The sequence below is a fragment of the Novosphingobium oxfordense genome (genome assembly GCF_044029435.1).
GTDB lineage: Bacteria > Pseudomonadota > Alphaproteobacteria > Sphingomonadales > Sphingomonadaceae > Novosphingobium.
In genome coordinates, this window is sequence record NZ_CP147005.1 from 3,816,967 (window position 1) to 3,835,923 (window position 18,957).

Consider the following 18,957-nt stretch of genomic DNA (forward strand, 5'->3'; position numbering starts at 1 on the left):
CTCCAGGAGCTTGCCGGATATGGCGTGCTCGAACTCATAGCGAAGATTGAAGCGAACGAACTATGCCCCGCGAAAACAGCCCCCTCATCGTCGGTGACTATTGGCTCGACAAGCGCCGCGACGGCAAGTCCCCGGAAATCTGGCAAATTGCCACGGCCCGCGCGGGCACCGTTGTCTATCGAAGCACTAAGCGCAGGGATGTAACCGAAGCAGGCAACGTCCTTCGCGCCTTTGAGGCGAATCAGCGATCGACGACCAGGCAGGAGACGACAGAGGCCGAACTCCTGCCTCACCTGTTCCACTACCTGCGCGAGCATGGGCCGGACGTTCACCGCCTCGACACTGTGAAGTCGTCATTCCGCGCGTGGATCGGATTCCTGATGCAGGACGAGCTGACAACCGGCGCGCGGGTGGGCGATCTGACCAAGAATGTGGTAGCGCGTTTCCGCCGCTGGCGCATGGCGCCACACTCGTGGGACATCATGTGGGATGGTAAGCAGTACCGGCACACCAGCAAGGGTGTGACTGGCGAGGCGGTCCAGCGGAACATCGAAGACCTGCGCGCCGCCCTGAACCATGCGGAAGCGGAAAAGCGCATCCCGCAGGCACCCAAGATTCCCGCGGTGGACAAAAAGCTGAGATCGAAGCCTCGCCGTCTTACGCTCACCGTCCAGCAACTCGGCGCAGTGGTGGCCTTTGCCGACCATGAGCCGGACGTGCAGGCGTGGCTATGGCTGATGATCGGCACCGCCGTTCGGCCCGATGCCGGCCTTGCGTTCGATCCGGCGAAGCAATGGCTCGGGAATGTTGCTGACATGCATCCGGAGGGAGCCTCGCTTACGAACAAGCGAAACCCGATCGTGCCGGTTATCGAGCCCCTGCAGCTGTTCCTTGCCAATTGGCCCGATGGCGAAAGGGTGAAGTCTCGCAAGAAATGGTGGGGCACCGCGCGCAGGATGCTGAATCTGCCAGAGAAGGCGATCCCGAAAACGATTCGGCACACGGTGAGCACTTACCTGCGGGACCATGAGGTGCCGGGCGAGCAGATCAGCGCCATACTCGGGCACAAGTCTGAGGATGATACGCTGGAGCGCACCAGCGAGATCTACGCTCACATCAACCCGAAGAAGATGCGGACAGCGATTCGCGTTCTGACCAAACTATGGAGTGAGGTTGAGCGCGAGGCGGCCAAATGGCGCTCTGGCCATTCTCTGACCATCACGGGCGACAACAACAAGATTTTGGTTGAGTTGAAAGCGCGAAAAAGCTAAGTTTTCTGCGCGTTTAAGAATGGTGGGCGATAACGGGCTCGAACCGCTGACCCTCTCGGTGTAAACGAGATGCTCTACCAACTGAGCTAATCGCCCAAGCACGCCGCAGCGCGTCTGGAGGGCCGCATTTAGCGGGTTTGCCGCCGTGGTCAAGGGGGGCGGGCTGAGAAGTAATCCCCACAATTCGATGCGGCAGGCCGTGTGCAGGGCGCTTTTCGTCGGCCCGCGCACGAAGTATAGCGACGCGCTGACGATGGATAACCTTCAGCCTCTGCCTTCCGCCGCCAAGAACCCGATTCTGGCCCCGGAAGTCTTGCCCAACCAGCCCGGTCACGGTGCGGGTGCGACTCCCGGCGCGATTCCCGGGGCACCGCTCGATTCGCAGGTGCCTGCGCGCAAGCGGCGCACGCGGCTGTGGTGGATCACGCGCGGGATCGCCGCGCTGCTGCTGGCGTTTTTCCTGCTGATCGGATGGCTGGCGGTGACCGCGCCGCTGTCCAAGTCGCTCCAGCCGATCTCCCCGCCGCAGATCACCCTGTTGGCGGCGGACGGCACGCCGATCGCGCGCAACGGGGCGATCGTGGACGCGCCGGTGGAGATCAAGACGCTGCCGATCCACGTCCCGCAGGCCTTCATCGCCATCGAGGACCGCCGCTTCTACACCCACTGGGGCATCGACCCGCGCGGCATCGCCCGCGCCATGTGGAGCAATGTGTCCGGCGGCAGCACGCAGGGCGGCAGCACGATCACCCAGCAGCTGGCCAAGTTCACCTTCCTCAGTTCCGAACGCAGCCTGACCCGCAAGGCGCGCGAGATGCTGATCGCGTTCTGGCTGGAGGCGTGGCTGACCAAGGACCAGATCCTCGAACGCTATCTGTCCAACGCCTATTTCGGCGACAATTGCTACGGCCTGCGCGCCGCCGCGATGCACTATTTCCACCGCAAGCCGGAAAGCCTGACGCCGGCGCAGGCGGCGATGCTGGCCGGGCTGATGAAGGCGCCGTCGCGCCTTGCCCCCACCAGCAATTACGACGGCGCTGCCGACCGCATGAAGCTGGTGGTCCAGTCGATGGTCGAGGCGAATTTCCTCACGCCTGCACAAGCCAAGGCGATTCGCCCACCTCGGCTGGACGTGCGCGTGCAGAACGAGCTGCCCACCGGCACCTATTTCGCCGACTGGGCACTGCCGCAGGCGCGCATGATCGACGAGGCAAGCTACGCGGCGCAGACCTACCGCACCACGCTCGATTCGCGGCTTCAGGCCGCCGCGCGCCGAGCCATCGAATCGTCCGGGCTGGGCTCCGCGCAAGTCGCGCTGGTGGCGATGCGCCGCAATGGTGAGGTCGTGGCGATGGTGGGTGGGCGTGACTATGCCGCTTCGACCTTCAACCGCGTGACGCAGGCGCGCCGCCAGCCGGGCTCCACCTTCAAGCTGTTCGTCTACCTGGCCGCGCTGGACAAGGGCTGGAAGCCGACGGACACGATCGAGAACACCCCGATCGAAACCGGCTATTACCGCCCGCAGAATGCCGGCGGAAACTATTCGCAGACGATCACGCTGGAAGATGCCTTCGCGCGCTCCAGCAATGTCGCCGCCGTGCGCCTGTTCCAGAAAGTGGGCGATACCGCAGTGATCGACATGGCCCACCGCCTCGGCGTCACTTCGCCGATGCCGCAGGGCGATCCCAGCCTGGCGCTGGGCACCTCCACGATGTCGCTGATGGAACTGACCGCTGCCTATGCCGGCGTGGCCGCCAACCGCTTCCCGGTGGAGCCGCGCGCGTTTCCGGTGCCGGAAGAGGGCTGGTTCGACTGGCTGTTCGATGGCCGCCACTCGATGTCCAGCAGCGAGCACGAGAATATCGAGACGCTGCTGCGCGCCGTCGTCAACAAGGGCACCGGACGCGGCGCGATGCTGAAGGCAGCCAACTTCGGCAAGACCGGCACCAGCCAGGAAAACCGCGATGCGCTGTTCGTGGGCTATGCGGGTGACTACGTGGTGGGCGTCTGGGTCGGCAACGACGATAACAAGCCGCTGAAGGGCGTATCCGGCGGGTCGATCCCGGCGAAGATCTGGCGCGGCTTCATGCGCGAGGCGCTGCGCGAAGGCGGCATTCCGGCCCCATCCTCAAAGCCGAGCCCGAACCCGAGTGGGCCGATCCAGCCGCTCGACGTGCCCGATATCGGCGATATCCCGACCGCACTGCCGACCGGCTTGCCCAGCGGCGTCACGCCCGACGTCAGCGTGGGTGACGTGAAGGTGGAGAACAACGCGGCGACGCTGAACGGCCAGATCAACGGCGTGCCGCTGGAACTGAAGCTTGACCAGAAGGGGCTTCAGATCAACGGGCAGCGGTTGGGTGATCAACCGCCCGCCGCACCGGCGACAGGATCGACGCCCAAGGCCAATTGATCGCGACCGGCGTGACTGGTTTCGCACGCGCGGCTCGGCTACCAACCGGAGATGGACGACCTTTTCGCCGACCGCGCCATTCGCCAGCAGACGCTTGATGCCGAACGGATTCGGGGCCTGCTCGGCACGCCGCAGACCCTGATCGACTGTGAGGTTGAGGATCTGGACCTGTCGCGGCTGGACCTTTCCGGCTGGACTTTCGAACAGTGCAGCTTGCGGCGCATCGATCTGAACCGCGCCACGTTGGAAGGAACCCGCTGGCAGGGATGCAAGGCCGCTTTCGCGGATTTCTCTGGCGCGGATCTGGGCGATGCGGTGTTCGTCGCCAGCGATTTCAACAATGCCTCGTTCAAGCGCAGCACGCTGGAAGGCGCGCGGTTCGAACGGTGCCGGCTGACCGGCGCGGACTTGTCCGAAGTGAGGGCGGTCGACCTGGCGTTCGAGGAGACGTTGCTGGTCAGCGCCAAGCTGACCGGACGGTCGTTCCGCAGGGCGACGTTGCTGCGCGTCGATCTTTCGCAGGCGGACGTGCGCAATTGCGACTTCCGGCAAGCCCTGTTCGAGGAATGCAGCCTTCGCGAAGCGGTGCTGGACGGCGCGCGGTTCGACGGGGCCGATCTGCGCGGCGCCGATCTGGGCGGGGTGCGGCTGGAGGATGCCAGCCGCTTTCGTGGCGCCACTATCTCACGCGAACAGGCGGGGCAGGTGCTATCCGAACTGGGGCTGAGAGTAGTCTAAAGGCAGATGCTCTAGGCTTGCCCGCGCAAGTCGCGGGTTCGCGCGATGGCGGGCTTGAACAGGCTTTCCTCCGCCTCCCAGTCCATGCGCACGCGGCGGTGGGCGATCAGCCAGTGGCCGTTCACGCGGCGCAGATCGTCCAGATAATAGCCGGCGTGATCGGGGCCGATGCGGGTCCACGCCTGCCAATAGGTGCGGGCGGTGGCATTGTCGCGCGTGACCAGGTCAATCTGAGAAGTGGTGAGGTGGTGACGCACGAAGTTCGCTTCGTGGACGGGGGTGCCCGATGCGGCGCGGTCTCTCCACTGGGTCTGCCAATCGCGGATCGCGTCGCGGCCGACGAAGCGGAAGGCGCGGTCTTCAGGAACGCGGTCGCTTTCCAGTATCGCATCATGGGTGAAGCAGGCGGCGAAATCGTCGATCCGCAGCCGGTCGCCGGCGATGTTGTAGCGGGCTATCACGTCGCGAATCCCCTCGCGCGCCAGCACGTCTTCGTTGGTCATTTCCGGCCTCTCCCGCCGTGTTTCGTTACTTCAGGCCAAGGGTTCCCCGGCGAGAGAGGCGCGTCAAGCGATATTACCAGTCGAACAGGCGGCGGCGGCGCGTGATCGGGATGGCGCCGCGGTCGTAGTCCGACAGGGCGGCGGCGGGGACGGTCTCGGTGGTCACATGCTCCACGGGGACGTGGGTTCCGGCCAGCGCGTCCGCGCGCGCCTCTGCCCGGGCGGCGCGCAGTTCGGCCTCGCGCACCCGCGCATCCGCATCGCGGGCGGCAAGCTCGCCGCGCCGCTCGCTGGCGATCGCGTAGTAGTGGTTCCACATCTGGCTATGCGCGAAGGCCAGGCACAGGCCGCCCATGATCGCGACGTTCTTCAGCGCCATGATCTGCTGCATCGGATCGGTGAACTGGTGATGGAAGAACAGGATCGTCAGCGCGACGAAGCCGATCAATAGCACCGAGACCAGCCGCACCATGAAGCCGGCGGCAAGGCACAGGCCGGTGATCAGTTCGAACAGCCCGGTGGGAATGGCCAGCCCGGCAGGCAGCCCGGCGGCGACGATCAGGGTTTCGGTGGCGGATACGTCCATCAGCTTGGACGCGCCGGAAACGATGAAGATGATGGCGATCAGGAATCGCCCGATGATGGCGGCGATCTTGGACATGTCTGCTCTCCCGACAGGTCTTTCTACCTGCCGGGAGTAGCGGATGTGGGGCCGGTTTGTTCCCGAGGGGTTAGTTCGTCGGTGGGTTTGAAAATCCGCTGCGCGCGGATTTTTGGCGGCACCGGCCCACTCCCCCACCCGACCTCCCATCAGGATACACTAGTGGGAGGTCGGCCCCCTCAGCGAGAAGGTCCCCCGGACCTTCTCGTGTTCTTCGGGACGGGAGTGGGCCGGTGCCGCATGAAAATGCCCGGATGGGCATTTTCAAACAGCTCAGAACATCAGGCCCAAACCTCAGGCTTCGAACTTCACGCTTCGAACTTCACGCCGTCATGCGTGTCGCTCTTGCGCCAGTCGCCCAGCATGTCGCGGAAGGCGTCCCAGCCGGGCAGATAGCCACGGAACAGCGCCCACTTCAGTTCCTTGTCGCCTTCGTTGTTGAAGTAGCTGGGCGTGCAATCGTTCTGGAAGCCGGACATGTCGACCTCGTTCGTCTTGCAGTGCGCGCAGTAGCCTTCGACGCCTTCCCTGGTGGCGGAAACCGTGCTGGCGCCCCGGCGCTTGGTTTCGCCGATCATGAAGGCGATGTGTTCCGCCTGGCGCCCGAACTGCTCGGTGGTGGAGGAGTTCGTCGCGCCCTGGATGTAGCCCATGTAGAACATCGCGGGGAAGTCGTCGGTGATCACGCCGTGGAACGTGCTCGCCCCGTTGGTCCAGTGGTCGTAGATCGACTTGCCGCCGCGTCCTTCCACCGTGTCGATGCCCCAGCGACGCTTGAGGTCGCTGGTCACTTCGAAACCGCTGGCGAAGATCACCAGGTCGACTTCGTGCTCCACGCCGTCGGCCACGAAGCCCTTCTCGGTCATCCGTTCCACGCCCTGAGTCGCCGAAACGTCGATCAGCGTGACGTTGGGCTGGTTGAACGCGGGGTAGTAGTCGTTGTTGGACAGCGGCCGCTTGCACATGAAGCGGAAGTACGGCTTCAACTTCTCCGCCGTATCCTTGTCCTCGACGATCGAATCCACGCGGCGGCGCAGGCGTTCCATCACCTGGAAGTCCACGACTTCGCGGCGGTCCATGAACTCCAGCGGTTCCAGCGCGGGCCAGCCTTCCTCACCCAGTTCGATGGCAAGGTTGCGGCTGATCTCGGTCCAGATGTCGCAGATCAGGTCGGGCTCGCCGGGGATGAAGAACTGCTGCGCGGCGCGGTGGAAATTCGCCATGCGCTCCTGCTGCCAGCCGGGCTGGAGCGAGGCGGCCCACTCGGCATCGGTCGGCGGATTGGGCCGCTCGTCGATGTTCGAGGGCGTGCGCTGCAGCACGTAGAGGTGCTTGGCGTACTTGGCGAGGTAGGGCACCGCCTGGACCGAGGTGGCGCCGGTGCCGATGATGGCGACGCGCTTGTCGCGCAGCTTTTCCAGCTCCGGCGCGGTCCACGAACCGCCGGTATAGTCATGCTCCCACCGGCTGGTGTGGAACATCTTGCCCTTGAAATCGTGGATGCCGGGGATGCCGGGCAGCTTGGGCATGTTCATCACTCCGCCCGCCATGACGACGAAGCGGGCGCGGATGTCGTCGCCGCGATTGGTGGTCACATGCCAGCGCTTGATGCTCTCGTCCCAGCGGATGCCGGTGACCAGCGTGTGGAACAACGCCTTGTCGGCCAGGTCGAAGCGCTCGGCCATGTCCTGGCAGTACTGCTGGATTTCCCAGCCGTCGGAGAACTTCTTGCTGGGCATGAAGCCCGTTTCTTCGAGCAGCGGCAGGTAGCAGTAGGCGTCGTTGTCGCACTGCACGCCGGGATAGCGGTTCCAGTACCAGACGCCGCCGAAACCGCCAGCATGGTCGATGTTGCGGACGTTGGAAACGCCCTGCTTGTGCAGGTGATAGCCCGCCAGAATGCCCGAGAAACCAGCACCCAGGATGGCAACGTCGATATCCTCGACCAGCGCCTCACGCTCCGCCACCGGGGTGAACGGATCGTGGGCGTAGTTATCGGAAAAATCGTCAGTCGGCCGCACGTACTGCTCGCCGCCCTCGCGCCGCATGCGCTTGTCGCGCTCCTGACGATACTTGGCCTTGAGCGCCGGGATGTCGAGTTCCTCGGGCGAAGGCACGTCGGACTTGAGGCAGGTCATTTCCATCGAATGGGCATCCTCTTGGCGGCGACTCTGCTCCGGTCGCCCTCTCACCGCCGAATCTGGCGCAGCGGTGAGTTAGTTGTCAACAGTGTTGTTCATTAAGCGTCCGCACCTGCGGTCGCCATCTTGAACGAATAGCCAATGTGATCGACATGCCCGTGCAGCCCGAAATCGATCAGTTCGCTCTTGTCGTGGAAGGCATCGGACGCGGCGGCGACGTCCTCGATCGTCCAGTGCGAGCGGTAGACGCCGCGCGTTTCGGCCACGAACATGCGCGCCACGCGGCCCGCCATCGAGGCGATCAGTTCACCCGTCACCGGGCACTGCTCATGCGCCAGCCAACCGACCACCGGGGCCACCAGTTCGGGCTCCATCGGCGGGTACTGCGAGATGTCCAGCCCCTCGGCCATGCGCGTCACCGCGCCGGGCACGATCACGTTGCACTTCACGTTGTGCGCCTCGCCTTCGAGGGCAGTGATGTTGGAAAGCCCCAGCATCGCCGATTTCGAGATGCCGTAGTTCACGCAGTTCTCATTGCCGTAGAGGCCGCCGACCGAGCTAGTCAGCACGATGCGGCCATATCCGGCATCGCACATTGGCCCGAACGCCGCCTGCACCACATGGAAAGCGCCCAGCAGGTGAACGTCGAGCACGGCATGAAGGTCCGCGCTGGAAAGATCGCGGATCGAACCGTAGCGGACGTTGCCGGCATTGTGGACCAGCACGTCGATCCGGCCCCACTGGTCGAGCGCGGCCTGCACGATGGCCTTGCCGCCCTCCGGCGTGGCGACGGAATCGGTGTTGGCGATGGCTTCGCCGCCCGCCGCCACGATCTCGTTGACCACTTGCTGCGCCACGCTGACGTCCGCGCCGGGCGCATCGAGATCGCCCCGGATCGCGCCGCCCAGATCGTTCACCACCACCTTGGCGCCGCGTTCGGCCAGCAGCAGGGCATAGGCCCGGCCCAGCCCGCGGCCAGCTCCGGTGATCACGGCCACCCGGCCGTCAAAACGCATCTCTTCCATGGTAAACTCTCCGGGTTGGCCGCAAAACGAAGCGGTCTCTTTTCCGTCTGACGGTCGAATATGCGCACGCAGCCAGCCGGGGCAATCGAACAAAGCCGCGCGAACGTCGCCGGGGCGATAGTGCATGTCCGAAGGGCTCTCGGCCCGGTCCTCGCGTTGCCTGCCTCGGAAGCGCTGGATAGGCTCGGCCGGAAAAGAACGGCCGCAAGAGCGCCGGACGAGAGGACAATTTCACCGATGCTCGAACCCGCAGGACGTAATCACGGCGTCGTTTCCGCCCGCGCTTCCGAAGGCTGGATGCTGCACCGGCTGACCCCGCCCACGCGCCTCTACAGTGCCAATGGCCTGCGCACCGGTCCGGACGGGCGCATCTATGTGGCGCAAGTGGGTGGCAGCCAGATCAGCGCGGTCGATCCCGATACCGGCGCGGTGGAGATCATCAGCCCGATGGGCGGTGCGATCACCGCACCGGACGATCTGGCCTTCGACGAGGCGGGCAACCTCTTCGCCACCGAGATTACCGAGGGCCGCGTTACCATGCTGCGCCCGGACGGCAGCAGCGAAGTGGTCTGCGGCGACCTGCCGGTGGCCAACCCGATCACGTATTCGCAAGGGCGCCTGATCGCGGCGGGCTGCCACATGGGATCGCAGATCCTCGAACTCGATCGGAACGGCGGCGCGCCGCGCGTGATCGCGGGCGACGTGCCGATGCCGAACGCCTTCGAAGTCGGCCCGGACGGCAAGCTCTATATCCCGGTGATGGGCGCCAACGCGATCTGGCGCATTGACCTCGACGGCAACGGCGAACCCGAAGTGGTCTGCGGCGACCTTGGCGTGCCGGACTCGGTGAAGTTCGACAGTGACGGGATGATCGTCTCCACCCAGGTCGCCAGCGGGCAGGTGCTGCGCATCGATCCGCGCACCGGCGCGAAGACGGTGCTGGCCGATATCGGCGCCGGCCTCGACAATTGCACCTTCGTGGGCGACCGCCTGTTCATCTCGCACATCCTCGGTTCGATTCACGAGATCACCACACCCAAGGCGGCGGGTGGTGTGGTGAAGCCGCTGATCGAGAAGGGCCTGCAATGGCCGCTGGACGTCGCCATGGGCGAGGACGGGGTGCTGTGGATCGCCGATGGCGGCTTCGTGTTCTCGCTCCGCGCCGGTGAGGCGGTGAAGCTGGAAGGCATGTTGTTCAGCCCCAGCTTCCCCGGTTACTCGCGCGGCGTCGCGGCGGCGGGTGCGGGGACGATGATCGTCACCACCGCCAACGGCGAAGTCGCCAAGTTCCATCCTGCCGGTCCTTCCAGTGAGGTTTTGGCGAGCGGTTACGACCAGCTGATGGGTGTGGCGCTGGCTCCCTCCAGCGCGGTGGTCTTCGCGGAATACGGCACCGGCAAGGTTCACTCGGTGCACAATGGCAAAGTAGAGGAACTGGCCTCCGGGCTGGACCGGCCCAAGGGCGTGGCGGTGGCCGGGGACGGCACCGTCTACGTGGCCGAAAGCGGCGCGGGCCGGGTGGTGAAGCTGGTTAGCGGGCGTACCGAGACAGTGCTGGACGATCTCGTCCGCCCCGAAGGTCTCGCGATCCGCAATGGCACCGTGACCGTGCTCGACGTAAAGCGCCGCGAAGCGATCCAGTGCAACTTGTCCGGCGGCGCGCGCGAAGTGATCGCGGCCGGCCTGCCGGTGGGCGCGCCCGAGGGCACCGATCCCAAGCCGCTGGGCGGCGTGGGCGACATGTGCGGGCCGATGGGCAACATGACCGGGCTCGACGTGGGGCCGGACGGCACGGTGTGGATCTGCGGTGACCTCGAAGGCACCGTTCTCGCACTCAGGAAGGCGTCTTCGTGAAAACCCGCGGCACCGGCCCGCTCCCCCATCCGAACACGCGCGAGCGTATCCTGATGGGGGGTCGGGTGGGGGAGCGGGCCGGTGCCGCTTCGATCCGGCTGCGCCGGATCGTCAAAGGAGCCTAATCATGCTCAAGCAGATCTGCTTTTTCCGGAAACGCCCGGATATGACCATGGACGAGTTCATGGACTACTACGAGAACCAGCACTCACAGCTGTCGAAGAAGATGGGCGCGCAGCCGGCGATCCCCGGCGCGGTTCGGTACGTGCGGCGCTATCTGGTGCCGGAAAAGAACCCGATCACCGGCGAAGTCCACGATCCCGGCTTCGATTGCGTGATGGAAATCTGGTGGAACAGCCGCGCCGACTTCGAACGCTCGCAGGCGATCATCAGCGATCCCGCGCGCCTGCCGATGACCAAGGCGGATGAGGAAAAGCTGTTCGCCAGCCACGCCAACCCGGTCTGCACCTGCATCGAATACGATTCGCCGATGGGGCCGAATGGCGAAGCGACGCAAGTTGAGCTGCGCTACGGTGACTGAACTGACGGCCCGACAGGAATGGCGGCAGTTCGGGCTGTTGCCGGTGGCGGCGGGGCTCGGCTACGCCACCAGCGTGATCCATATCTACGGCATCGGGCCTTATATCGGCCCGGTGGCCGAAGCGATGGGCTGGACCCGCACCGAAGTGACCTTCGGCCTGACCATCGCAACCTTGGTGCAGGCCATCGGCGGGGTGTTCATCGGCCTGGCGGTCGATCGCTTCGGCCCGCGCCGGTTCGGCGTGATCGGCATCGTGCTGCTGACTCTGGCCTTCGCGCTGCTCGGCACGACCGGGGCCAGCCTGTTGCAGTGGTATTTGCTCTGGGGGCTGATCGCGATGGTCTCGCTGCCGGTGCAAGCCTCGGTCTGGACAAGCGCGGTGGCGTCCCGGTTCGAGCTTTCGCGCGGGATGGCGCTGGCGGTAACGCTCTGCGGCGCCTCGATCGCGGCGGGGCTGTTCCCGATCATCGGCACCTGGGCGATCAAGACCTTCGGCTGGCGGCTGGCCTTCGCGGTGCACGGCGGGCTGTGGTTCGTGATCGCGGCGCCGGTGATCTTCCTGTTCTTTCGCGGCGCGCATGACAGTGGGCGGCGCAAGGAGCCCGCGCCGGCCAAGCGCGACCTGCCCGGCGTTTCGCTGGGGGAGGGGCTGCGCTCCAGCGTCTACCACCGGCTTTTCGTGGCGAGCCTGCTGTTTACGTTCACGATCATCGCCATCGTCGTCCACTTCGTCTCGATCCTCGGCGATCGCGGCGCGGACCCGATGACGGCGGCGGCGATCGCCTCGTTCGTCGGCTGGTTCTCGCTCGCCGGGCGGCTGGGGACGGGTGTGCTGCTGGACCGATTCCCGGCCTCGCTGGTCGGCGCGGCGGTGTTCATGCTGCCGGTGATGGGCTGCCTGCTGCTGCTGGGATCGGGCACGTCGCTTGCCGTGCTGGCGCTCGCCTCGGGGCTGATCGGGCTGACTTTGGGGGCGGAGATCGACGTGGTGGTCTATCTGATCACCCGGCACTTCGGCCTCAGGAACTTTGGCGGGCTCTACGGCGGCGTGCTGGCGGCACTGTCGATCGGCACGGCGGTCGGCCCGCTGGTCGCAGCGTTGATTCACGATCGGACGGGCAGCTACGAAATGTTCCTCTATCTGGCGATCGCCACGATGGCGGCCAGCAGCCTCGCCATCGGTACGCTGCCACGGCGCAGCCTGAAATTTGCCCCCGCCTAGCGCCCGGTAGCGCCACGGCGATTGGCCTCGCGTGCGAATAATGGGATAACGGCCGCAAATCGGCGCGATACGAAATTGGGAAGAGAGCAATGGGTGAGCAAGGTAAGATCGTACAGGCTCCCGAGGACCTGACCGTCCCGGTCCGCGTCCCGGCGGAAGCCTACATCTCGCCGGAATACGCCAAGGCGGAGCGCGACAAGCTCTGGCGCAAGGTCTGGCTTCAGGCCGGGCGGCTGGAAGACATTCCGGAAGTGGGCGACTTCATCACTTTCGACATCATCGACGATTCGGTGATCGTGGTCCGCGCCTCCGAAACCGAGATTCACGCTTTTCACAACGTGTGCCCCCATCGCGGCCGCAAGCTGGTCGATACCCCGGCCGGAAAACGCAATGCGCGCGGCACGCGTCGCAGCTTCATCTGCGGCTATCACGGCTGGACCTTCGGGCTGGACGGCGCGAACACTTATCTGGAGCATCCGGAGGACTGGCAGGGCCATCTCTGTGCCGGCAAGGCCGACTTAGGTGTCGTCAAGGTCGATACCTGGGGCGGCTGGATCTGGATCAATCTGGACCCGGATTCGATGCCGCTGGCCGATTATCTGAACCCGGCGGCGGGCATGCTCGATCCCTACGGCCTTCAGAACATGCGCCCGCGCTGGCGCAAGTGGGTGGTGTTCGAATGCAACTGGAAGGTCGCGATGGAGGCCTTCTGCGAGACCTATCACGTCTCCACCACGCACCCGGAATTCATGGAATTCGGCCAGTTTCGCGGCTGGGCGCGCAACCAGGGCCTCCATTCCAACATCGGCTACGACGCGCCCAAGGGGCAGGAGGAAGACTCGGGCAAACTGCGCCTCGGCGCCGGTGAAGACCCGCGCCTGACCACGGCGGACATGCAGAACTTCACCTGGGCCAACGCCAATACCAACACGACGATGACGCTGGTCGGCGTGGCGAACCGCCTGAAGGACGAACTGCCCGAGGGCACCCCGGCGGCGGAAGTTTCCGCTTACTGGATCGGCACCGCGCGCAAGGAAGACGCGGAACGCGGCGTGGTCTGGGCGCAAGTCGACCCGCAGCACACCGCGCAGGCGGGCACGGCCTGGCAGATCTTCCCGAACTTCCAGATCGGCCACGCGGTCAACAACATGCTCTGCTATCAGGCGCGGCCTTACGGCACCGATCCGGACAAGTGCATTTTCGAAGCCGCCGTCTACGAACTATGGCCCGAAGGCGAAGCGCCCGAGACCGAGTGGGAATATACCGCCCCCACCGATTGGCCGCCGGTGCTCCAGCAGGACTTCGCCAATATGGCAGCGGTCCAGCAGGGCATGAAGAACGTCGGTTTCCGGGGCGCGCAGCCCAATCCCTACATGGAGCGGTCGGTGGCGTCGCTGCACATGAACCTTGCCAAGTTCATGGGCACGGGCGCGCCGGAAACGTACTGATCGCGCCCAAAACTCCATGCAGTTCCCGCTGGTCCACGTAAGCTGGTCGCTGGCCGATAACGCCGGCCGGCCTGCCTGCGACACCTTCTTTCGCGAGGTGTTCGGGGCGAGCACCGCGCACGAAATCCTGATCACGCCCGAGACGGAGAAGATGGGGCTCGACCGCGAGGAGAGCCTCCTCATGATCGGCGACACCATGCTGATCCCGATCGCCCCGGCCGGTCACGGCGCGCAGAAGGGCAGTCCGTTGGGTGACATGCTGCGCCGCTCGGCCGCGCCGCATCGCTGGATCGGGGTGGCGCTGAAAGTCACCGATCTGGCCGAGGCCGACGCATGGTTTGCGGCGCGCGGGTTCAAGCGGCATTACGATCCGGGGATGGAGGCGTTCTACTTCCTCGTCCCGCGCGGGCAGGCGCTGGGCATGCGACTGGAAATCGTGAAGCAGGACATGCCGGGCGACCCGCGCCGCGATCCGGCGTGGCGCCCGGCGACGGACCATCGGCTCGGCATCGAGGGGCTTCAGGCGCTGGGCCTTTCGACGCCCTCGCTGGAGGAAGCGCGGGCCCTGTTTGCGGAAAAGCTGGAATGGCCGGAAATCGGCACCCGGGACCTGCCCGAGGGGCGATGCGCGGCCTTCGCCATGGGAGACACCGTGTTGGAAGCGATCGTAGGCGACGAAGGCTCGCCCATCGCCGCCCACGCGCGCGATGTGAAGGGCATCTGCCATCTCGTCTTCAAGGTCCGTAATGCGGAGGAAACCGCAAGCGCTCTGCGCGCACGGGGCCTGCCGCTGATCGGCGATACCGCAACGCGCTTCGCCATTGATCCCGACGTGGCACAGGGGCGGCTGATCTGGTTTACCCATCACGTGCCGCAGGGTTATCCGGCGGTTGGTTCGCGGCTCGGCGAAATGGCCGGCGCCGCCTAGGATCTCCGAGGCAGACGCAATACCCTGAATCGGCTAGGGAACGCCGATGCAATCGATCCTCATCTATTTCGGTGCGGCCTTGGCGGAGATCGCCGGGTGCTTCTCGTTCTGGGCCTGGCTGCGCATGGGGAAATCGCCCCTGTGGCTGATTCCGGGATGCGGATCGCTCGTGCTGTTCGCCTGGCTGCTGACTCTGGTGGATAGCTCGCAGGCCGGCCGCGCCTATGCGGCCTATGGCGGCATCTACATCACGTTTGCGCTGCTGTGGCTCTGGGCAGCGGAGGGCGTGCGGCCGGATCGCTGGGATCTGGGCGGCGTGGCACTATGCCTTGTCGGTGCCGCCGTCATCCTGTTCGGGCCGCACCGCGCCTGAGAATTAGCGGCGAGGGGCGCGCCCGCGCAAGGTGCGCATCAGCCCAAAGCCGATGCCGACCAGCGCGAAAGCGCCGGTCAGCAGCATCCCGATCTTCGCCAGTCCAAGAAATTCCGGGCCGACAGTCACGATCAGGACCGCCGCGGTTCCCATCAGCAGCATCAGCAGCATCAGCAGCATGGCGATGATGAACATCGCCGTTACGGCAGGATCGCGCCCCAGGAGGTTCTGCATGATGGACTCTCCTTCAAGGAAGCCGCAGCGTCTCATGCCATGTGGCGGCAAGCAAGGCGCCTGCCACCGCGCCGCAATCCTTACTTGGCCTCGGCGATCAGCTTCATCGCTTCGTCGCTGGTCCAGTCGTTGCCGCCGACGAAGCGCCAGACTTCCTTGCCCTGGCTGTCGAACAGCACTGTAACCGGCAAGTTGCCGCCGTACTGGAAGCCAAGGTCGCCATGCTCGTCCTGCCAGGGCTCGATATGGTCCAGCTTGCGGCGATGCAGGATCTCCACCACCTTGCCCATGTCCGCCGTATCTTCGGAAATCGGCAGGATCTGCACCGGCGAATCGGGATTGGCGGCCAGTTCGTTCAGCGTCGGCATCTCGGCGATGCAGGGCGCGCACCAGGTGGCCCAGAGGTTGATCAGCAGCGGCTTGCCCTTGAGCGAGGTGAGGTCCAGGCTCTCGCCCGTATTGTCCACCAAGGTAACGTCGGGGATCGGCTGGCCCTTGTGCGAACGGTCCAGCTTGTCGGTGGGTTTGGGCGCCTGCGCGACGGATTCCGTAGCCTGCGGTTGCGCGTCCTTCCCGCTTTGCTTATCGCAACCCGCGATCGTGAGGGCCGAGGCCCCCGCCAGTGAACACAGGACAAGCGACTTGAGCGAAGTGGACGACAGCAAGGGGGCAGGCTCCAACCAGATGTGGGGCGGACGGTTCGCGGAAGGACCGTCGGCAATCATGCGCGAGATAAATGCCTCGATCCCCTTCGACAAGGCACTGTGGCGGCAGGACATCGCGGCCAGCAAGGCGCACGTCGCGATGCTGGCAGCTTGCGGCGTCGTCACCGACGAGGACGCGCTGGCGATTCGCGATGGCCTGGACACAGTCGCCGCCGAGTACGAGGCCAACGGCGTGCCCGAAAACTGGGACCTTGAAGACATTCACATGACCACCGAGGGCCGCCTGGCGGAACTCATCGGTCCGGCGGCGGGGCGCCTGCATACCGCGCGTTCGCGCAACGACCAGGTGGCGACCGATTTCCGCCTTTGGGTGCGCGATGCGATGGATCAGGCCGATGCTGGCTTGGACGCGCTGCAGAAGGCGCTGGTGGTCCGCGCCGGCGAGCATGCCGATTCGATCATGCCGGGCTTCACCCATCTGCAGACCGCGCAGCCGGTGACGCTGGGCCATCACCTGATGGCCTATTACGAGATGATCGGACGCGACCGTTCGCGCTTTGCCGACGCGCGCAAGCGCATGAACCGCAGCCCGCTGGGCGCGGCAGCGCTGGCCGGCACCGGTTTCCCGATCGACCGCCACATGACCGCGCAGGCACTGGGCTTCGATGCGCCCACCGACAACAGCCTCGATTCGGTGTCGGACCGCGACTTCGCGCTCGATTACCTGATGGCGGCCAGCCAGTGCTCGCTGCACCTCTCGCGCCTGGCGGAAGAGTTCATCATCTGGGCCAGCCAGCCGTTCGGCTTCGTGGCGCTGCCCGATTCGCTGTCTACCGGCAGCTCGATCATGCCGCAGAAGAAGAACCCCGACGCGGCGGAACTGGTGCGCGGCCATTCGGGCCGGATCGTCGGCTGCCTCACCAGCCTGATGATCACCATGAAGGGCCTGCCGCTGGCCTATTCCAAGGACATGCAGGACGACAAACCGCCGGTGTTCGAGGCGGCCAGCCTGCTGGCGCTGTCGATCGCGGCGATGACCGGCATGGTCGCCGAAACCCGCTTCCGCACCGATCGTATGCGCGGCGCGGCGGAACTGGGCTTCGCCACCGCCACCGATCTGGCCGACTGGCTGGTGCGTGAGGGCGACATTCCCTTCCGCGAGGCGCACCACATCACCGGCTCTGCCGTGAAGCTGGCGGAGCAGCGCGGCGTCGCGCTCGACCAATTGCCGCTGGAAGACCTCAAGGCCATCGACAGCCGCATCGACGAACGCGTATTCAAGGCGCTCTCGGTCGAGGCTTCGGTTGCCGCGCGCAAGTCGCACGGGGGCACCGCGCCCGATCAGGTACGCCTGCGCGTGGCCGAAGCCCGGCTCGCGCTCGGTCTGGAGTGAGCTTGATGCGCAAGACTGCCGCCCTGATCCTGATACCGGTTCTCGCCGCCGCGCTTGCGGGGTGCGGGCAGCGCGCGCAGCTGACGGTCAAACAGGGCGAGCAGTTGCCGCCGGCGCCTTACGGGCGCGCGGTGCAGCCCAAGGCGGCGGAACTGCTGACCCCGCCCACGCTGGCCATTCCCGAGCGCAGCGTGGAACTGCGCACCCGATCGGAGGACCGCGGAGACGATCCCTACGATCTCCCGCCGCCCGAATGACACTCTGACGCCGAGAAACCAATGGATCATTTTGCCCTGAACAACGGCGAGCTTTTCGCCGAAAACGTGCCGCTGGCCGAAATCGCCCGCGAAGTCGGCACGCCCGTCTACGTCTATTCGCGCGCGACGCTCAGCCGCCATGCCCGCGTGTTCCGCGAAGCGCTTTCGGCGCTGCCCAGCGTTCACATCGCTTTCGCGGTGAAATCCAACCCCAACCTTGCGGTGCTGCGCCTGCTGGCGAGCGAGGGCTACGGGGCCGACGTCGTTTCCGAAGGCGAGATGAACCGTGCGCTGGCCGCCGGCATTCCGGCGGAAGACGTGGTGTTTTCCGGCGTTGGCAAGACCCGGCGCGAATTGACCGCAGCGGTCAAGGCGGGCATCGGCCAGTTCAACCTCGAAAGCGAGGAAGAGGGCGTCGAACTTGCCGAGATCGCGGCGGAACTGGGCCTTACGGCGGCCTGTGCGCTCCGCGTGAACCCCGATGTCGATGCGCGTACCCACGCCAAGATCTCCACCGGCAAGGCAGAGAACAAGTTCGGCGTCTCCTATGACCGCGCCGCCGGTATCTACGCGCGTCTTTCCGCGTTGCCGGGCCTCGATATGCGCGGGCTTGCCGTGCACATCGGCAGCCAGATTTCCGACCTCGAACCCTCGCGCCAGGCCTTCATCAAGATGGGCGCGCTGATGGAAGAGATCCGCGCGGCGGGCCACAAGGTCACGCACATGGACCTCGGCGGCGGGCTCGGCGTGCCTTACAAGGCCGGCGATGCGCTGCCGACGCCGGAAGATTACGGCGCAGTGGTCGCCTCGGTCGCCAAGGACTGGGGCGTTACGCTGATGTTCGAGCCGGGCCGTGTGATCACCGGCAACTCGGGCGTACTGATCACCGAAGTCGTGCGCGTGAAGCAGGGCACCGTGAACCCGTTCGTGGTGGTCGATGCCGCCATGAACGACCTTGCCCGCCCGGCAATGTACGATGCCTGGCACGACTTTGCGGCGGTGAAGCCCAGCGGCAAGACGGTCACCGCCAACATCGTCGGCCCCATCTGCGAAAGCTCCGACACGTTCGCCATGGGCCGCGAGATCGATGAGGTTGTCGCCGGTGACCTGGCGATTTTCCGCACCGCCGGCGCCTATGGCGCGACGATGGCCAACACCTACAACAGCCGCGCGCTGGTGCCTGAGGTGATGGTCGACGGCGACAAGTGGGCCGTGGTGGCCGAGCGTATCGAGCCCGCCACCATCCTGGCCGCCGAAACCGTGCCGGAGTGGTTGAAGTAACAGGGCTTT

At 65.5% G+C, this 18,957-nt stretch carries 18 protein-coding genes and 1 tRNA gene; 12 read left to right on the forward strand and 7 right to left on the reverse strand.

The genetic code is table 11. The features are described 5' to 3' along the window. Positions 1–62: 62 nt before the first annotated feature. Positions 63–1,271 carry a tyrosine-type recombinase/integrase gene (locus WBP07_RS18235; RefSeq protein WP_395393147.1) on the forward strand — a complete coding sequence of 403 codons (1,209 nt, stop codon included), beginning with the start codon at positions 63–65 and terminating at the stop codon, positions 1,269–1,271. Positions 1,272–1,291: 20 nt separating this feature from the next. On the opposite strand, the gene WBP07_RS18240 is transcribed toward WBP07_RS18235, so the two are convergent. Next, positions 1,292–1,367 (reverse strand) — tRNA-Val (locus WBP07_RS18240). A 157-nt stretch (positions 1,368–1,524) separates the two neighbouring features. On the opposite strand from WBP07_RS18240, the gene WBP07_RS18245 reads away from it, so the two are divergent. Together WBP07_RS18245 and WBP07_RS18250 are read left to right on the forward strand one after the other, a co-directional pair. Next, a complete protein-coding gene (locus WBP07_RS18245) occupies positions 1,525–3,684 on the forward strand; it encodes a transglycosylase domain-containing protein (protein WP_395395831.1) in 2,160 nt (719 codons plus the stop codon). Between the two features lie 51 nt (positions 3,685–3,735). After that, the gene (locus WBP07_RS18250; RefSeq protein WP_395393149.1) at positions 3,736–4,422 is read left to right on the forward strand and encodes a pentapeptide repeat-containing protein; all 687 of its coding nucleotides are present in this window, start codon (positions 3,736–3,738) and stop codon (positions 4,420–4,422) included. 11 nt (positions 4,423–4,433) lie between these two features. Here the strand turns inward: WBP07_RS18250 and WBP07_RS18255 are convergent, their stop codons facing one another. The 4 genes from WBP07_RS18255 to WBP07_RS18270 form a co-directional block, all read right to left on the reverse strand. Further along, the gene (locus tag WBP07_RS18255) at positions 4,434–4,925 is read right to left on the reverse strand and encodes a nuclear transport factor 2 family protein (protein WP_395393151.1); all 492 of its coding nucleotides are present in this window, start codon (positions 4,923–4,925) and stop codon (positions 4,434–4,436) included. Positions 4,926–4,998: 73 nt separating this feature from the next. After that, on the reverse strand, positions 4,999–5,586 hold the full coding sequence (locus tag WBP07_RS18260; RefSeq protein WP_395393153.1) for a DoxX family protein: 588 nt from the start codon (positions 5,584–5,586) through the stop codon (positions 4,999–5,001). A gap of 308 nt (positions 5,587–5,894) precedes the next feature. Continuing rightward, positions 5,895–7,724 (reverse strand): flavin-containing monooxygenase, encoded by a 1,830-nt coding sequence (locus WBP07_RS18265; RefSeq protein WP_395393155.1) that lies wholly within the window; start codon positions 7,722–7,724, stop codon positions 5,895–5,897. A gap of 101 nt (positions 7,725–7,825) precedes the next feature. Next, entirely contained in the window at positions 7,826–8,752 is a 927-nt protein-coding gene (locus WBP07_RS18270) for an SDR family NAD(P)-dependent oxidoreductase (protein ID WP_395393157.1), read from the reverse strand. A 237-nt stretch (positions 8,753–8,989) separates the two neighbouring features. Here WBP07_RS18270 and WBP07_RS18275 point away from each other — a divergent pair, with 237 nt between their 5' ends. From WBP07_RS18275 to WBP07_RS18300, 6 genes are all read left to right on the forward strand, one after another. After that, entirely contained in the window at positions 8,990–10,606 is a 1,617-nt protein-coding gene (locus WBP07_RS18275) for an SMP-30/gluconolactonase/LRE family protein (protein WP_395393158.1), read from the forward strand. Positions 10,607–10,733: 127 nt separating this feature from the next. Then, positions 10,734–11,147: an EthD domain-containing protein gene (locus WBP07_RS18280; RefSeq protein WP_134093806.1), complete on the forward strand. Its 414-nt coding sequence runs from the start codon at positions 10,734–10,736 to the stop codon at positions 11,145–11,147. Then, positions 11,140–12,369 (forward strand): MFS transporter, encoded by a 1,230-nt coding sequence (locus WBP07_RS18285; RefSeq protein WP_395393160.1) that lies wholly within the window; start codon positions 11,140–11,142, stop codon positions 12,367–12,369. Before WBP07_RS18280 ends, WBP07_RS18285 begins: the two co-directional genes overlap by 8 nt. A gap of 89 nt (positions 12,370–12,458) precedes the next feature. Continuing rightward, positions 12,459–13,817 carry an SRPBCC family protein gene (locus WBP07_RS18290; RefSeq protein WP_395393162.1) on the forward strand — a complete coding sequence of 453 codons (1,359 nt, stop codon included), beginning with the start codon at positions 12,459–12,461 and terminating at the stop codon, positions 13,815–13,817. Positions 13,818–13,833: 16 nt separating this feature from the next. Continuing rightward, a complete protein-coding gene (locus tag WBP07_RS18295; protein ID WP_395393163.1) occupies positions 13,834–14,745 on the forward strand; it encodes a VOC family protein in 912 nt (303 codons plus the stop codon). A 46-nt stretch (positions 14,746–14,791) separates the two neighbouring features. Next, positions 14,792–15,118 carry a YnfA family protein gene (locus WBP07_RS18300; protein ID WP_395393165.1) on the forward strand — a complete coding sequence of 109 codons (327 nt, stop codon included), beginning with the start codon at positions 14,792–14,794 and terminating at the stop codon, positions 15,116–15,118. 3 nt (positions 15,119–15,121) lie between these two features. On the opposite strand, the gene WBP07_RS18305 is transcribed toward WBP07_RS18300, so the two are convergent. Then, a complete protein-coding gene (locus WBP07_RS18305; protein WP_395393166.1) occupies positions 15,122–15,352 on the reverse strand; it encodes a hypothetical protein in 231 nt (76 codons plus the stop codon). An 80-nt stretch (positions 15,353–15,432) separates the two neighbouring features. Continuing rightward, positions 15,433–16,017: a TlpA family protein disulfide reductase gene (locus WBP07_RS18310; RefSeq protein ID WP_395393168.1), complete on the reverse strand. Its 585-nt coding sequence runs from the start codon at positions 16,015–16,017 to the stop codon at positions 15,433–15,435. Positions 16,018–16,036: 19 nt separating this feature from the next. Here WBP07_RS18310 and argH point away from each other — a divergent pair, with 19 nt between their 5' ends. Genes argH through lysA form a run of 3 tightly spaced genes read left to right on the forward strand, consistent with a single transcriptional unit; the run spans position 16,037 to position 18,948 of the window. After that, positions 16,037–17,410, forward strand: coding sequence for an argininosuccinate lyase (gene argH, locus WBP07_RS18315; RefSeq protein WP_395395832.1), 1,374 nt, complete (start codon positions 16,037–16,039; stop codon positions 17,408–17,410). Positions 17,411–17,415: 5 nt separating this feature from the next. Continuing rightward, positions 17,416–17,667 carry a hypothetical protein gene (locus tag WBP07_RS18320; protein WP_395393170.1) on the forward strand — a complete coding sequence of 84 codons (252 nt, stop codon included), beginning with the start codon at positions 17,416–17,418 and terminating at the stop codon, positions 17,665–17,667. Between the two features lie 21 nt (positions 17,668–17,688). Further along, on the forward strand, positions 17,689–18,948 hold the full coding sequence (lysA, locus tag WBP07_RS18325) for a diaminopimelate decarboxylase (RefSeq protein WP_395393171.1): 1,260 nt from the start codon (positions 17,689–17,691) through the stop codon (positions 18,946–18,948). The last annotated feature ends 9 nt before the right edge of the window (positions 18,949–18,957 follow it).

Bases quoted from the DNA above. Each gene is read 5' to 3' on its own strand.
- lysA (WP_395393171.1), top strand. From the start codon at position 17,689: ATGGATCATTTTGCCCTGAACAACGGCGAGCTTTTCGCCGAAAACGTG.
- argH (WP_395395832.1), top strand. From the start codon at position 16,037: ATGTGGGGCGGACGGTTCGCGGAAGGACCGTCGGCAATCATGCGCGAG.
- WBP07_RS18270 (WP_395393157.1), bottom strand. From the start codon at position 8,752: ATGGAAGAGATGCGTTTTGACGGCCGGGTGGCCGTGATCACCGGAGCT.
- WBP07_RS18265 (WP_395393155.1), bottom strand. From the start codon at position 7,724: ATGACCTGCCTCAAGTCCGACGTGCCTTCGCCCGAGGAACTCGACATC.
- WBP07_RS18235 (WP_395393147.1), top strand. From the start codon at position 63: ATGCCCCGCGAAAACAGCCCCCTCATCGTCGGTGACTATTGGCTCGAC.
- WBP07_RS18260 (WP_395393153.1), bottom strand. From the start codon at position 5,586: ATGTCCAAGATCGCCGCCATCATCGGGCGATTCCTGATCGCCATCATC.
- WBP07_RS18295 (WP_395393163.1), top strand. From the start codon at position 13,834: ATGCAGTTCCCGCTGGTCCACGTAAGCTGGTCGCTGGCCGATAACGCC.
- WBP07_RS18305 (WP_395393166.1), bottom strand. From the start codon at position 15,352: ATGCAGAACCTCCTGGGGCGCGATCCTGCCGTAACGGCGATGTTCATC.
- WBP07_RS18250 (WP_395393149.1), top strand. From the start codon at position 3,736: ATGGACGACCTTTTCGCCGACCGCGCCATTCGCCAGCAGACGCTTGAT.
- WBP07_RS18255 (WP_395393151.1), bottom strand. From the start codon at position 4,925: ATGACCAACGAAGACGTGCTGGCGCGCGAGGGGATTCGCGACGTGATA.
- WBP07_RS18320 (WP_395393170.1), top strand. From the start codon at position 17,416: ATGCGCAAGACTGCCGCCCTGATCCTGATACCGGTTCTCGCCGCCGCG.
- WBP07_RS18290 (WP_395393162.1), top strand. From the start codon at position 12,459: ATGGGTGAGCAAGGTAAGATCGTACAGGCTCCCGAGGACCTGACCGTC.
- WBP07_RS18275 (WP_395393158.1), top strand. From the start codon at position 8,990: ATGCTCGAACCCGCAGGACGTAATCACGGCGTCGTTTCCGCCCGCGCT.
- WBP07_RS18280 (WP_134093806.1), top strand. From the start codon at position 10,734: ATGCTCAAGCAGATCTGCTTTTTCCGGAAACGCCCGGATATGACCATG.
- WBP07_RS18245 (WP_395395831.1), top strand. From the start codon at position 1,525: ATGGATAACCTTCAGCCTCTGCCTTCCGCCGCCAAGAACCCGATTCTG.
- WBP07_RS18300 (WP_395393165.1), top strand. From the start codon at position 14,792: ATGCAATCGATCCTCATCTATTTCGGTGCGGCCTTGGCGGAGATCGCC.